Raw genomic sequence first — 13,648 nt, 5'->3', positions numbered from 1 at the left:
ACACTCACGCGCCGGGATAATCCGATGAGCAAGGCAACGGGAACGCAACCGATGAACAACGGGGACGGGAAGGACAGCGAAGGCGCGGCAGAGCGGGACGAACGGGATCTGCCGGAGGAAAGGAACCAGCGGGACGAGCCGAAAGACGAGTCCGACCGCTACCGCGCGCCGGCGCTCGACAAAGGGCTCGACATTCTGGAGCTGCTCTCGGACCAGCGCGGCGGTCTCACGCGCGCCGAGATCACGAAGCTGCTGGGCCGCAACGCGAGCGAGATGTATCGCATGCTCGAGCGGCTCGTGGCGCGCCAGTACGTGGTGCGATCCGAAGGCGGCGACCGCTATTCGCTTTCGCTCAAGCTCTTCGCGCTCGCGCACCGGCATCCGCCCATGGAGCGGCTGATCGCTTACGCGCAGCCGCTCATGCACCGCTTCGCGAACACGGCCGAGCAGTCGTGCCACCTCGCCGTCTACGATCGCGGCAACCTGCTCGTGATCGCGCAGGTGGACGGCCCCGGCACGTGGGGCATCGCGGTGCGGCTCGGCTCGCGCGTGGGCCTCGTGGACACCGGCTCGGGCCGCACCATGCTCGCGTTTCAGGCGCCTGAGCAGCGCGCGCACATGCTCGCGGAGCACACCAAGGTGAAGGGCGAAGTAACCATCGACCACGACGCCCTGGAAGCCGCGTGCGAACGCGTGCGTGCCGCGGGCTTCCTGCGCAAGGAAAGCCAGCAGATCTTCGGCGTGACCGACGTCACCTTTCCGCTGCTCGGGCCTTCGGGCCAGGCCATTGCGGCGCTCACGTGCCCGTTCCTGAAGCGGATCGACGAATACGTGGCGCCCTCGCTCGACGACGCCACGAATCTGCTGCGCGAAACGGCCGAGGCGCTTTCGATGTTTCGCGAGCAGGACGCGCCGGCGGCAGGTTAGCGCGGGGCGCAGGGCCTGGCGTCGGGGCGTTCCGCTCGCCGTGCCCGGTCATCAGCAGCCTCGCCTGCGCCGCGCGCCGTTCCACGTCCCGGCACGCCATCGAATCCGGTTAGAATGTCGCCCCTCCCAAAACCGCGCCGCGCCGGGCAGCCTTGCCGGGCAGCGCGCCTCATCTCGTAAGACATGGCGAAACTTCTCACCGACCACGAATTCCAGCGCTTTTCCGAACTCCAGCAGAAACAGGCCAGCTTCACGATCACGTCCGAAGAGGCGGACGAGCTGCGCGACATCGTCGCCCGCGCGCAGAAGAAGCGCGACGACCGCGCCGCCGCGATGCAGGCCATCGAAACGTACATCCAGCAATTCGAGATCACACCCGACGAACTGTTTTCACCCGAACAGATCGGCGAGGCCGCGCGCACTTATGGCCTGATTCCGGCCGCGAAGAAGGAGCGCGTGCTGCCGCCTTCGCTCACGTTCAACGGCAAGCCGTATCAATGGGTGCGCGCGTTGCCCGACGAAGTGCGCGAGCCGCTCTTCGAGGCGTTCAAGACGGGACAATCGGTGAAGTCGTTCATCGCCACGCCGAAGGACGGCGTGCGCTGCGCCGCGACCATCGCGCGTCTGGAGCGCGAAACCGGCGTCGAGTACGCCGCGGCATGGCTCGAAGAACTGGCCATTACGCGCGGCCAGGTGAACGAAGCCGCGGCGAAGCTCGCGGCGTAATTCATGGCGTCATCCACGGCACGATTCGCTGCGTAACTCACGGCGTAACCCAGGGCCGTAACGCGCGCCGCGATGTAAGCGGCCCCGGCCTCCCCCGCCACATTCACGCCGCTGGCTGGGCCGCCTGTTCCGGCTCGTCCAGCGGCAGTCTGAAGGCGACCACGCCGGGGTCGTCGGTGGATGTCACCGTGAAGCCCACCGCTTTCGCAAGCGCAATCATGCCGGTGTTCTCGCGCAGCGCCTCGCCCACAATCCAGTGCGTGCCGCGCGAGCGCACATAGGCAATCAGCCTTTCCATCAGCAGCCGGCCCAGCCCCTTGCCCTTCTGGTCCGAGCGCACCGCCACGGCGAACTCGGCCGTCTCGTTGTCGGGGTCGGCCACGGCGCGCGCCACGCCGAGTGTGCGTATCGAGCCGTCGGGCTTCGTCTCGGTGGCAATCAACGCCATCTCGCGGTCGTAGTCGATCTGCGTCATGCGGGCAAGCTGCGAGTGATCGAAGCTCCCCACCGCCGAAAAGAAACGCAGCCGCAAATCTTCGGGCGTCATGGACTCCACGAACTCGCGATGCGCCGCCTCGTCTTCGGGACGAATGGGCCGCACCGTGAGGCGCTCGCCGTGCCAGTCGATGGTCTCTTCCAGCCACCGCGGATACGGCACGATAGCGAGGCGGCTGCGCTTACCCGCCAGCACGATGCGCGGCGCCACGATCACCGTGCGTTCGGGCAGCACGCGCAGCGTGAGTTGCAGACCGACGATCTCGCGCACGTCGCACACGGCCTGCGAAAGCCGCGTGAGCGCCGCGAGCGTAGGCTCCGGCGGCACGCGCTTCGCATACGGCGTGCGGGACACGATGTCGCGCGCCAGCACCGGGTTCAGCGGCGGCAGGCCGTACACGCAGAGCGGCGGCGAGACGCCGTCGATGGAAGGCGTATCGAAGCGGAAGATGGGACCGAAGTTGTCGTCGTCGTGCAGGGAGACGGCCACGTCCACGATGGGTCTCGACGCACGCGATGTCGTGGCGTCGCGCGTGTTCTGTTGCGCTTCCCCGGAATCGGCGGGCTCCACGTCGAGGCCGAAGCAGCGCAGCAATGGCGCCGCGGCTTCGCCCGTCAGCTCCGTGGTGCCCGCGGCCAGCGCGGCGCGCGCTTCGCGCAGCGCGGCGTCCACTGCGCCCGGGTGGTGAATGGGTGCGCTCTCGGGTGTCTGCATGAGCAGCTCGCGGCCCAGCCGGTAATCCACGAGACGCGCGAACGCACGCGCGAGCCTCGCCGGCGTGCTGTGCACCGGAATGCCATGTGCGTGCAGCGCGTTGCGCGTGGCGGCATCCACGCCGCCGAAGAAGCACGCGAGCAGGCCGCGATAGGCGTGCCGCTGGTTCTCCATCAATGCCTGCGCCACCTGCGATGCGGGCGCGCTGTGCGTGGACGCATGCACGACGAACGCCGTACCCGTCTCGCGATGCACGGCCAGCGCCTTGAGCGCGGCGCCGAAATGCTCGGGGCGCGCGTCGTTGCCGAGCACGAGCGGGTTGCCCGCGTTCGCGTGCGGAAGGACGTCGGCGATCGCGGCCCGCGCCGCCTCGGGCCAGCGCGCGAGCGTGCCGCCTGCCGCGGCGAAGGCATCGCAGGCGAGTGTCGCGACGCCGCTGTCGCTCGCGATCAACGTGGCCGTATCGCTCGCCGCCACGCGGCCCACGCCGAGCGTTTCGATTTCGTCGAGCAGGTCGTCGAGGGCATCCACGCGCACCATGCCGGCACGGCGGAACGCGGAGGTGTACATCGCGTCTGCGGGATCGGCGCGGCCCGTGCGCAGCGCAAGCACCGGCTTGTTGCGGGCTGCCGCCCGCGCCGCCGACATGAACTTGCGCGCGGCGTGCACGGTACCCAGTTCCAGCAGGATGGCGCGCGTGCCGGGGTCGCTCGCGAGGTAGTCGAGCACGTCGCCGGCATCCACGTCCGCTTCGCCGCCCAGTGCGATGGCGTGCGAGAAACCGAGATCGCGCGCACGCGCCCAGCCCAGCACGCCGTTGGTGAGCGCGTTCGATTGCGAGACCCACGCCACGCCGCCCGCCTTCACCTGGCACGACGGCGCGCCCATGTGCGCGCCCAGCGCGGGAGACACGACGCCAAGGCTACCCGGCCCGACGATACGCAAAAGGTGCGGACGCGCCGCAGCCAACGTGTGCCGCACGTGAACGCGGTCGTCGTCGGTGGTTGCTTCGCCTACGATGATCGCGGCGCGCGTGCCCATGCCGCCCAGCCGGTGCACGATGCCGGGCCACGTGGCGGGACGCGTGCAGATCACGGCCACCGTGGGCGCCTCCGGCAGGTCGCCGGCATCGGGGAACGCGGTATGGCCGCCCAGGCTGCCGCTGTCCGTGTATTTGGGATTGACGGGCCAGAGCGGCCCCGTGAAGCCGCCCTCCGACACGCGCGTCCACACCATGGCGCCCACGCTGCCGGGCCGCAACGAAGCGCCGATCACGGCAATGGACTTCGGCCGGAAGACGGCATCGAGATTGCGTACAGTCACGGCGTCTCCTTGTCGCTGGCTGGCTCGATACGATGCCCGATCATGAGCCATCCGCCCTGTGGCGTACATACCCTTTCGCGGCCAGGGCGGCGAGCGTCAACAACGCAAATGCAGCGCCCGCATAAAAGGTGGCCTGCGGCCCCAGGCGGTCCCATAGCTCGCCCGCCACGACGCTGGCGATCAGCAGCGCGACGCCGCTCATCAAATTGAAGAAGCCGAACGCGGTGCCCTTCAGGTCCGCGGGCGCGGTCTGCGCGACCATGGTGGCGAGCAGCCCTTGCGTCATCGCCATATGCAGGCCCCACAGCAGCACGCCGAGGAGCACCACGGGCCACTGCGTGCCGTGCGCGAGCACCATGTCCGCGGCGATCAGGACGAGCAACCCCCAGGCGAGCAGCTTCGTGTGGCTCATGGAATCGGCGAGCTTGCCGAACGGATAGGCCGCCAACGCGTAGACGATGTTCATGGCCACCAGCACGAGCGGCACGAACGCGACCGGCACGCCGCTCTTCATGGCGCGCAACACGAGGAACGCTTCCGAAAAGCGCGCCAGCGCGAACGCGGCGCCGACGAAGACGACCCACCAGTACGCGCCGCCCAGTTTGGCGAGGCTGCTGCGCGCGAACGGATTGACGCGCGGCGCGCGCTGCGTGGCGGCCGGTTCGCGTATGCCGGCAGCGAGCAGCGCCACGGACGCCAGCGCCGGAATGCCGGCCAGCCAGAACGCGAGCCGGAAGTTGTCCGCCGACAGTTCCATGATGACGACGGCAAGCAACGGGCCGATGAACGCGCCGACGGTATCCAGCGCCTGGCGCAGTCCGTACGCGGCGCCGCGCAGATGCGGCGGCGTGATGTCGGCGACCAGTGCGTCGCGCGGCGCGCCGCGAATGCCCTTGCCGGTTCGGTCGGCGATGCGCGCTGCGAGCACCACGCCGGAGGTGGGCGCCAGCGCGAAGAGCGGCTTGCTGAGCGCGCTCAGTCCGTAGCCCGCCACCGCGAGCCATTTGCGATGGCCAAGGTAGTCGCTCAGGAGGCCGGACAGCGTTTTGATGAGCGGCGTGAGCGCCTCGGCAATGCCGTCAATCACGCCCACGATGGTCGCGCTCGCACCCAGGCTGCCCACGAGGAACATCGGCAGCAGGCTGTGCACGAGTTCCGACGATGCATCCATGAAAAGGCTCACGAAGCCGAGCGTCCAGATGGCGCGCGGCACGTGGCGCTGCAAGGGCGACGCTTGGGGCGACTCGGTGGCGTGGGGCGGCTGGGTCATCGGAAGGCGGTCCTCGTTGGGCGTGAACGGGAACGCGCAGTATCGCATTCCGGTGCTGCGGTTCTGGCGCCCGCGGTTCGCCCTGCGACGGAGTCGCGCAGCAGCTCAACTTTGTGCTGAAAGAGGCCGTTACCCCGGTTATCCGTCCTCGATGGACGCGCTCACGCGGGGTACTGCTCATGAAGATTCGTACGTTCGTGCTTATGCTGGCGCTCGCGCCCGGTCTGGCCAGTGTGCCGTCCGCCTTTGCGCAGACTCCGTCGCAAGCAGCAACGGCAACGGTCGCCGCCGATGCCGGCGCCGACAGTCAGGCGCTATTCGGCGCAACGCGGCTTTCGGCCACGCAGGAAAGCGCGGGAAGTGCTACGTGGAACACGTGGAGCGGGCCAACGCTTGCCGCCGTGGGCGCCGACGCCCTGAGCCGCGTGAGCGGCAACGTCGGCGTGAACGTGGCGGCAGGTGCGCTCAATGTGCAGGCGAATCAGATCGCGGCGGTGTCGGGCCCGCAGGTCGAAGTGGATACGAAGCAGCAGACGCAAGCCGCTGTGCTGCTCGAACAGACGGCGGCGAAATCCGCGGCGTTGGCGGCTTCGCTCGGCGTGGGCGCGCTGGCCGGTGCGAGCGGCAACATCGGTGTGAACGTGGCCGCGGGTGGGGGGAACGTGCAGGTGAATCTGCTGGCGGTGCGCTGAAACGCACGCGGGCGGCGGCAGCAGATAGCGGCGGGCGGCGGCATGCCGCCGCCCGCAACGCGAGGCGCTCGCGCCTACATCGCCTTCTTGAACGGCGCGCCCGAGTGTTCGCGCAGCTCGTTGAACACGATCTTCGGCCACGCCTTCTGGGCCACCTCGATCTCCGAAACGTGCGACGCCAGATACGTGGGCGCATTCGACGCATCGAATGCCATACGGGCCGCGTAGGCGTCCGTGAAGCGGCGCAGCTCGCCGGCGTCCTCGCAGGTCACCCAGCGCGACATGCGGTAACGCGCCGGCATGATCCGCACGTCCACCTTGTACTCGGCCGAGAGCCGGTGTGACACCACCTCGAACTGCAACTGGCCCACCGCGCCCAGGATCATCGACCCGCCGTGCAGCGGCCGGAACACCTGGATCGCGCCTTCTTCGCCCAGCTGCTTGAGCGCTTCGCCAAGCTGCTTCGCGCGCATCGGGTCAACCACTTCGATGGTCTGGAAAATTTCGGGCGCAAAGAACGGCAGACCGACGAACTGCAGGTCTTCGCCCTCAGTCAGCGTGTCGCCCAGACTCAGCGTGCCGTGATTCGGAATGCCGATGATGTCGCCCGGATACGCCTCGGCCACCGTCTCGCGCCGCTGCGAAAGAAAGCTCACCACGTTGTTCGCGCGGAAGGTCTTGCCCGAACGCGTCACCTTGAGCGCCATGCCGCGCTCGAAGCGGCCCGAGCACACGCGGATGAACGCCACGCGGTCTCGGTGCGCGAGATCCATGTTGGCCTGCACCTTGAACACCACGCCCGTGAACTTGGGTTCGCTCGGATCCACGGCGCGCTGCACCGTCATGCGGGCCGACGGCGGCGGCGCGAGGTCGACGAGCGCATCCAGCACTTCCTTCACGCCGAAGTTGTTGATCGCGGAGCCGAACAGCACCGGCGACTGCTGGCCGGCAAGAAACGCCTCGCGGTCGAACGCGGGCGTGGCGCCCGAGATCAGATCGATCTCTTCCTTCGCGCGGTTCCATGCAAAGCCGAAACGGCGCTCGCCTTCCTCGTTGCTGATGGCCTGCAGCGTTTCCACCGCGCCGCCCGCCGTGTCCTGGCCCGCGCGGAAGAGCCGCACCTGGTCGCGCTGAATGTCGTAGACGCCCTGGAATTCCTTGCCCATGCCGATGGGCCAGGTGAACGGCACGGCCGCCACGCCCAGGTGCTGCTCGATCTCGTCGAGCAGTTCGAGCGGCTCGCGCACCTCGCGGTCCAGCTTGTTGATGAACGTGACGATAGGCGTGCGGCGGCTGCGGCAGACTTCGAGCAGTTTGAGCGTCTGCGCTTCCACGCCGTTCGCGCCGTCGATCACCATGACCGCCGCGTCCACGGCCGTCAGCACACGGTACGTGTCTTCGGAAAAGTCTTCGTGGCCCGGCGTGTCGAGCAGGTTGATCACGGCGTCGCCGTACTCGAACTGCATCACGGAACTCGCCACCGAAATGCCGCGCTGCTTTTCGATTTCCATCCAGTCGGACGTCGCGTAGCGGTTGCTTTTGCGGCCTTTCACGGTGCCAGCAATCTGAATGGCACCCGAAAACAACAGCAGCTTTTCTGTCAGCGTGGTTTTACCCGCGTCCGGGTGCGAAATGACCGCGAACGTGCGGCGACGTTTGAGTTCGGAGAGTGACATCGGCAAAGGAAGCGACGGGGGCGCGCTCGCGTCCGGTGCGCGGGCGGCCTTGGGCATCACGGGTTCTGGCGCAGGCTCCGCGAGCCTTGCGGCACAAGAGGCGGCGGCATGACCGGACGATGCCGCCAGCGGCGAAAATTCGCCGGAAAGGCGCGATGATACACGTCATTGGCCGCCGGTTCTGCAAAAACCATGGGCGCCTGAAGCCACAGCGCCGTGGGGCCGGAAAACGCATTTTGGGGAGCGAAGGCGGGGACGTCCGGGCACAAGCGCGGCGTGCCCATGTTCATCGTGCCGAGGCACAGGCGCGACACCTCGAGGCCGGACCAGCCAGGACGAAAGTATTCCATGACGGCGGTTTTCCTGATGCGGCGCGCGCAATGACGATAAACGGCGCATGCCCAGCCGAAGGCGTCGCCAGCGCCGTGGCAAACGCCTTTGGTATGCCGGGCCCTTCAAATCCTTCGCCGATATAAAGCTGCGTTTCCGTATTAGCGCTCATGGTCGTATCCGCAATTCAGAGGAATGCGCGGATTGTGCTATTCCCCATGAGCCCAGATGAATCGATGTTTTCTCATCGCGTTATGAGGCACGCTCATCACCGGGTTTGCCCGCAGCCACGCGAAAGGTGAGGGTTTGCGGGAGTGTGGCGCCTATGCAGCGCATAGGGAAACGCCATACGAAATTCGGCCTGAAAATCAGCCCAAACTCCCCATGATCCGCATAAATGGCGCGGTGGAAAGGCGATGCGATATCACGAAAGAATTCGAAAGGTGAGAGTTTGCGGGAACCCAATCGGGGATTCCGCGCGCGTGGCCCGAATATGCTGAACGCCATCCGAGGCGCGCCTTTGATGCTCAATCGACCATTACGTCGGTCAATCCGCCCGAAAGGAAAAGAATGAAATGGAAAGAATGGGTAAAAGAGGCAAGAAAACTACGCGAGATAACGGAAAACCCGCGAAAGACAGTCCGCCGCATTCGCTCGCCGAGCGGCGGACCTTCAAATCTGCTGACGAAAACCGGCAAGATTCGCTCGCAGGGCAATCATGCGAGTGAACCCGTCTCATGAAGACTATTCGATAAGGAAGCGATCGCGATTCTTGCCGACCAGCCACGCGGGGGCGCGGCCACGGCCGCTCCAGGTCTCGCCGGTCTTGGGATTGCGGTACTTGGCGGGCAGAGGGCGCTTGCGTGCCACCGAACGTTTGCCCGAAAAGCCAAGTTCTTCGGCAGTTATGCCATATTCCGCAATCTTTTCTTTGATTTCGGCAATGGCTTGCGCGAGTTCCTTTTCGCGTGCAACGGCAACTTCCTTATGGAGCTTTTCGAGTTGGGCGGTCAGTTGCTTATAGCTTGGCATGAGCATTTATCTCCGGTCTGCAAGGTAAGTGCCGCGATGCGTCGCACAAATGTACGCCATAAAGCGGCATGGACCGGATCGTAAACGATTAAGCGCCGCTAAGCCACCAATTGGCATGCGGTAGAACGCGCGTCAATCGTCGATTGCGTCGTAAAGGCGGCGTTCGAAGTCGGCGGCCATGGGAAACGGTTCGACCGTGCGCAACTGAATCAGCATCACGCCGATCATGTTCTCCACGGGATCGGCAAACCAGCTGGTGCCATAAGCGCCAGGCCAGCCGAAAGAGCCCGTGGAGCGATAACCGAGCGGCAACTGCTGAGCCGGATCGTCCACGACAGCGAGGCCCAGCCCGAACCCCTGGCCGGCCCAATGCACGTGCCCGAACGCGGGAATACGACGCTGGTCGCGCGTGAGGAAGTTCGAGCGCATCAGGTCCACGGAGCGATGCGAGAGCAGACGAATGTCGTCCACACGGCCGCGGTCCAGCAGCATGCGCGCAAACATCAGATAGTCCTGCGCCGTCGAAACGAGCCCACCGCCGGCGCTTTGAAAGCGCGCGGGGTTGGCCCAGCGGCTGCGCGACGGATGATCTTCGACGACGCGCCGCATCGTGCCCGGCGTGACGCCGTAAGCCGTGGCAAGGCGCGGCAGCTGCGTCTCGTGCACCCAGAACGAGGTATCGCGCATGCCGAGCGGCACGAAGATGCGTTCGCGCAGGAATGCCTCCAGCGTCGTGCCGCTCACGCGCTCGATCAGTACCCCGAGAATGTCTGTGGCGATGCTGTAGTTCCAGCGCGTGCCGGGATGAAAGATCAGCGGCAGCCGCGCGGCCTCGGCAAGCCATGCATCGGCATTCGCGAAGGCATCGCGGCGATCGAAGAGCGTCTTGTAGGCCTCGGAAAGCGGCCCCATCGACGTGAAGTGATAGGCATAGCCCGCCCGGTGCGTGAGCAGGTCCAGCACGGTGACCGGCGTGCGCGCCGGTTCGGTGTTGTCGAGCGGGCCCGCGGGATCGCGCAACACCTGGGGCGACGCGAGTTCGGGCAGCCAGCGCGACACTGGATCGTCGAGCGCGAGCCGGTCTTCTTCCGCGAGCATCATCACGGCCGCGCTCGCGACCGGCTTCGTCATCGACGCGATACGAAACAGCGTGCTGTGCTCCATGGGCGCCTGCGACGATTCGTCGCGCGAGCCGCGCGCGTCGAACCACGCGGTTTCTCCATGCCGCCATGCGAGCGTGACGACACCGGCCACGTCGCCCCGGTCGACGTAGCCCTGCATGACCGTGCCGAGTTTTTCCAGTCGCGCAGCGGAAAATCCTGCTCGTCTCATCGAGGCCCCCTGAGTGTTCCAGTCGCCCGGCCCAAGGCCGGCATTTTCTTCAGTATGGCTGCGATGCTTGTCGGCCGTGCAGTCTTCAACGCCGCGCAGGTGGCACAGGTGCGCGGCGTGCCGGCCTATTTGGTTCGTGCTTCCAGCGCCTGAAGCGCCTCGTTCAGCCGCCGGATGCGGCTCGCCTGCGACGGCACGAGATCGGCCGACTGCACCCGCGCGAGACGATTGCGCCAGTAGGACAGCGGAATACGGTCTTCCGCCGAGATTCTTGCGATGACTTGCTCCAGATGCTCAATGTCTTTTTCGAGTTGATGGTGATTCATTGCTTTCCCCGGAATTGCAATCAAGACCGCTGCACACACGCTCACGTGCGTTCGTGAGGTTTCGGCCGTGCCCTCGTAGCGGAAAACTGTGCCGTTTTGTCCTTAGCCGCAACTGCGATGCGGAAAAACCTGCCCTCTCTGTGTTTGCCGGCGCACGTGTAAGCCACTATAAAACGGCGCCCCCGCGACAAACGTTGGCCTCCGCACCGAAATTCTCGTTTTCTCCGCCAAACTGGCCGGGAAATGTGCGGAAAGGAGCGGAGAGATTAACGGGCGGTAATTTCCTTGTATATTCCTCATTTGGGGAAAATATGAGCAGCACGGAATGCACGTGTTCGCCGGACCGCCATCAACATCGGGGGAACCGTGGAGCCAAGCGAGGTTGAATATGATCGCCTGCTGCACCGGATTTATGACACCGTAGGCCATCCACAGGCCTGGCAGGCGTTTTACGCGCAGCTTGCTGCGTTCGTTGACGCGACCACTATCCACGTGCTCGCATTTGACAAACGCCATCAGGCACTGTCATTCAGCGACGGATTTAACTTGCCGCCTGCCGGTGAAATCCTATATATCCAGCGATATCACCGAATCGATCCAAGACTCGAACTGTTCTGGTCGTATCCGGTCGGCAAATGGTTCCATTGTCATCAACATTTTGACGATGTATTCGTGCAGCAAAACCGGTTTTTTCAGGAATTCGTGATTCCGGTGGGACGGCGCTATGTCTCTGCTTGCAAAATCCTGGAAAATGAAACGGTAACTGTCATTTTCGCGTGTCTTCGTACAGCCGCGCAGGGACCATTTCCTCCTGCAATGGCGGCATTTCTCGAACGGCTCACGCCGCATCTGGAGCGGGCAGCGCAATTGCAGGCCCAGCGCTATGTGTTTTCGACTGACGCGCTCGTGGGGCACGCTTTCGTCAACCGGTCGAGGCAGCCCGTCATATTGACTTCCACGGAAGGCGAACTCCTGCGCCACAACGAACCGGCGCAGCACCTGCTGCAAAGCACGTCCCTCGTGCGCATTGCCGGCCGGCGTATCGTGCTGCCCGAACCGTTCTATAGCCGCTTTCTGGAAGATTGCGCGGAAACCGAAAGGCGCGTGCGCAGCGGTGAGCCGCGCGCCTATGAAGACGCCGCCCACTATCGCGTCATGCGCATTCCCGGCGAAGCGGCGCCGCCGGCAAGACGCCAGGGCCACGGCCACGGCGCCATGACGAGCCAGGGCGGCACGGACGCCGCCAACAGCGGCCTGCCCGCCGTGGAGCCGGGCGCCGACAGCAGCGACATGCTCTACGTCTTCTACAACCTGATCGTGCCCGGCGAGGTGTCGGCCACCTTCGGGCTGCGCACCATCGCGATGCTGATCTTCTATCACCCTCGCTCGGCGCCCCCTGTCGACGAAGATCTGCTCGCCGCCGCCTTCGATCTGACGCCCGCGGAAAGCCGCATCGCGCATCTGCTCGCCGACGGCCTGACGCCCAAGGACATCGCCACGCGCGTGGGCGTGCAGCCCGACACGGTGCGCAAGCAGATGCAGTCCATCTACCAGAAGACGGGCACGAATCGCCAACCGGATCTCGTCCGGCTGCTGCTCCATCTGCCGGGCGCAAGCGCGGTCGGGTACGTGCAGGCCGCGCGTGACTGGAAACTATGACGAAAGCTTTGATACGACGCTTCGAACCGACGTCATGGCCCGAAGCGTTGACCGGAAGCTCTGAACTGAAACGCTGAAGAGGCTGAAGCGAAGCGCGCTATTTCGCCTGGCAGGCGAATACGAGCGTGCGCGTTTGGCCTTCGATGGAGCGGCCCAACGCGTCGAACGCGCCGCCACCGCAGCGGGCGCGGGCCTGCTGCTCGCACGAGTCCCAGGTACCCGTGCCCGAGCAGTCCACCTGCGTGGTGGGCCGGCCGTCCGAGAGGAAAAGCGGCGGACCGCTGCTGCACCCGGCAAGCAGGGCAAGGGTGCTCAGCGCCGCGGCAGTTGCCAATGCGCCAATCCTTGCAGTGGGCTTTCTCTTGATCCAGCGTGGGCAAAACGAACGATTGCGTGCCATATGTCAGACCCCGGTCTGCTCGTTGTTATTCGACGCAGATTTTGCCACGTTGTGCCCCGCGCGCACTGCACCGCATCATTCGGGCGCCGCCAGGGTTTTGTACGGCAGCGGGCCATTCGGGGTATCGGTCACGCGCATGAAGACCTGTTCGACGTCCGGTATGGCCTCGAGCTCGCGCTGTAGCGTTTGCCGGTCGAACGATGCCGGGGCGCAACCCTCCGCGTACACGAAGCGCCGCTGCACAGTGATCCAGACGCTCGTGCCCGCCAGCGAATGGGCCGCGGAGCCCTTGAAATAAGCGCGAATCGCGTCGGCAATGGGCGCGTCGTAGAGATAGGAGTTGGGCTTCGTGCACTTATGGGCAAGCCAGCACGTCGTGCCGCGTTCTACGCGGTAGTGCGCGTCGTCTTCGGCCTCCGCCTTGGTCATGAGCGGACCAAGCGGCAGAGGGCAACCACGCACGTCCTGGGAGAGCGCGAAGAATGGATCGTTGTACCAGTTCTTGCGCTCGGTCATGGACGGTGCCGACGAAGCGGACGCGTCGGAGGCAGCCGGTCCCGCCGAAACGCTGGAAATAGCGGCAGGCGTCTGAGGGGGAGTCTGAAGGGGCACCTGAGCAACCGCGGCAGACGCCGCCCACAGCATGCTCGCAACGATCGCCGCCGCGAGCATAGGTTTGGCTATTGCGTTCGCCACCGCGCCCGATCGTCGATGCCGCGCACGCGACCTCGCTCCGGACCGCTCA

Annotated in this window: 13 protein-coding genes and 1 pseudogene; 5 read left to right on the top strand and 9 right to left on the bottom strand. The window is 65.6% G+C overall.

The features are described from left to right. The first annotated feature begins 51 nt into the window (after positions 1 to 51). Entirely contained in the window at positions 52 to 927 is an 876-nt protein-coding gene (locus P2869_RS17910; RefSeq protein WP_017774248.1) for an IclR family transcriptional regulator, read from the top strand. A gap of 183 nt (positions 928 to 1,110) precedes the next feature. Further along, positions 1,111 to 1,653 carry a hypothetical protein gene (locus tag P2869_RS17905; RefSeq protein ID WP_277599044.1) on the top strand — a complete coding sequence of 181 codons (543 nt, stop codon included), beginning with the start codon at positions 1,111 to 1,113 and terminating at the stop codon, positions 1,651 to 1,653. Positions 1,654 to 1,756: 103 nt separating this feature from the next. Here P2869_RS17905 and P2869_RS17900 read toward each other — a convergent pair whose 3' ends face one another. Beyond that, on the bottom strand, positions 1,757 to 4,186 hold the full coding sequence (locus P2869_RS17900) for a GNAT family N-acetyltransferase (RefSeq protein ID WP_277599043.1): 2,430 nt from the start codon (positions 4,184 to 4,186) through the stop codon (positions 1,757 to 1,759). A gap of 40 nt (positions 4,187 to 4,226) precedes the next feature. Then, positions 4,227 to 5,456 carry an MFS transporter gene (locus tag P2869_RS17895; RefSeq protein ID WP_277599042.1) on the bottom strand — a complete coding sequence of 410 codons (1,230 nt, stop codon included), beginning with the start codon at positions 5,454 to 5,456 and terminating at the stop codon, positions 4,227 to 4,229. A gap of 179 nt (positions 5,457 to 5,635) precedes the next feature. Between P2869_RS17895 and P2869_RS17890 the strand changes: the two genes are divergently transcribed. After that, the gene (locus P2869_RS17890; RefSeq protein WP_277599041.1) at positions 5,636 to 6,148 is read left to right on the top strand and encodes a hypothetical protein; all 513 of its coding nucleotides are present in this window, start codon (positions 5,636 to 5,638) and stop codon (positions 6,146 to 6,148) included. A 74-nt stretch (positions 6,149 to 6,222) separates the two neighbouring features. On the opposite strand, the gene P2869_RS17885 is transcribed toward P2869_RS17890, so the two are convergent. Together P2869_RS17885 and P2869_RS31110 are read right to left on the bottom strand one after the other, a co-directional pair. After that, positions 6,223 to 7,824, bottom strand: a complete 1,602-nt coding sequence (locus tag P2869_RS17885; protein ID WP_277599040.1) for a peptide chain release factor 3 — start codon at positions 7,822 to 7,824, stop codon at positions 6,223 to 6,225. Between the two features lie 373 nt (positions 7,825 to 8,197). After that, a pseudogene (locus P2869_RS31110) lies at positions 8,198 to 8,326 on the bottom strand (formaldehyde-activating enzyme); the annotation flags it as partial. Positions 8,327 to 8,724: 398 nt separating this feature from the next. Between P2869_RS31110 and P2869_RS17880 the strand changes: the two are divergent. After that, positions 8,725 to 8,895 (top strand): hypothetical protein, encoded by a 171-nt coding sequence (locus P2869_RS17880; protein ID WP_160167474.1) that lies wholly within the window; start codon positions 8,725 to 8,727, stop codon positions 8,893 to 8,895. 3 nt (positions 8,896 to 8,898) lie between these two features. On the opposite strand, the gene P2869_RS17875 is transcribed toward P2869_RS17880, so the two are convergent. The 3 genes from P2869_RS17875 to P2869_RS17865 form a co-directional block, all read right to left on the bottom strand. Further along, positions 8,899 to 9,186 carry an H-NS histone family protein gene (locus tag P2869_RS17875; RefSeq protein ID WP_026121323.1) on the bottom strand — a complete coding sequence of 96 codons (288 nt, stop codon included), beginning with the start codon at positions 9,184 to 9,186 and terminating at the stop codon, positions 8,899 to 8,901. A gap of 132 nt (positions 9,187 to 9,318) precedes the next feature. After that, entirely contained in the window at positions 9,319 to 10,518 is a 1,200-nt protein-coding gene (locus P2869_RS17870) for a serine hydrolase domain-containing protein (protein ID WP_126875583.1), read from the bottom strand. Between the two features lie 125 nt (positions 10,519 to 10,643). Next, complete coding sequence (locus P2869_RS17865) at positions 10,644 to 10,844, bottom strand: hypothetical protein (RefSeq protein ID WP_017774240.1); 201 nt, start codon at positions 10,842 to 10,844, stop codon at positions 10,644 to 10,646. A gap of 816 nt (positions 10,845 to 11,660) precedes the next feature. Here P2869_RS17865 and P2869_RS17860 point away from each other — a divergent pair. Next, positions 11,661 to 12,503, top strand: coding sequence for a helix-turn-helix transcriptional regulator (locus P2869_RS17860; RefSeq protein WP_176048824.1), 843 nt, complete (start codon positions 11,661 to 11,663; stop codon positions 12,501 to 12,503). Between the two features lie 97 nt (positions 12,504 to 12,600). Here the strand turns inward: P2869_RS17860 and P2869_RS17855 are convergent, their stop codons facing one another. Together P2869_RS17855 and P2869_RS17850 are read right to left on the bottom strand one after the other, a co-directional pair. After that, positions 12,601 to 12,837, bottom strand: a complete 237-nt coding sequence (locus tag P2869_RS17855) for a hypothetical protein (protein WP_017774238.1) — start codon at positions 12,835 to 12,837, stop codon at positions 12,601 to 12,603. Between the two features lie 141 nt (positions 12,838 to 12,978). Then, a complete protein-coding gene (locus P2869_RS17850) occupies positions 12,979 to 13,575 on the bottom strand; it encodes a BON domain-containing protein (RefSeq protein ID WP_277599887.1) in 597 nt (198 codons plus the stop codon). Positions 13,576 to 13,648 lie beyond the last annotated feature (73 nt).

The sequence above is a fragment of the Paraburkholderia sp. SUR17 genome (assembly GCF_029536165.1).
GTDB classification, from domain to species: Bacteria; Pseudomonadota; Gammaproteobacteria; order Burkholderiales; family Burkholderiaceae; genus Paraburkholderia; species Paraburkholderia kururiensis.
The sequence above is the reverse complement of the archived record's forward strand: the minus strand, read 5'-3'. Positions and strand labels throughout refer to the sequence as shown.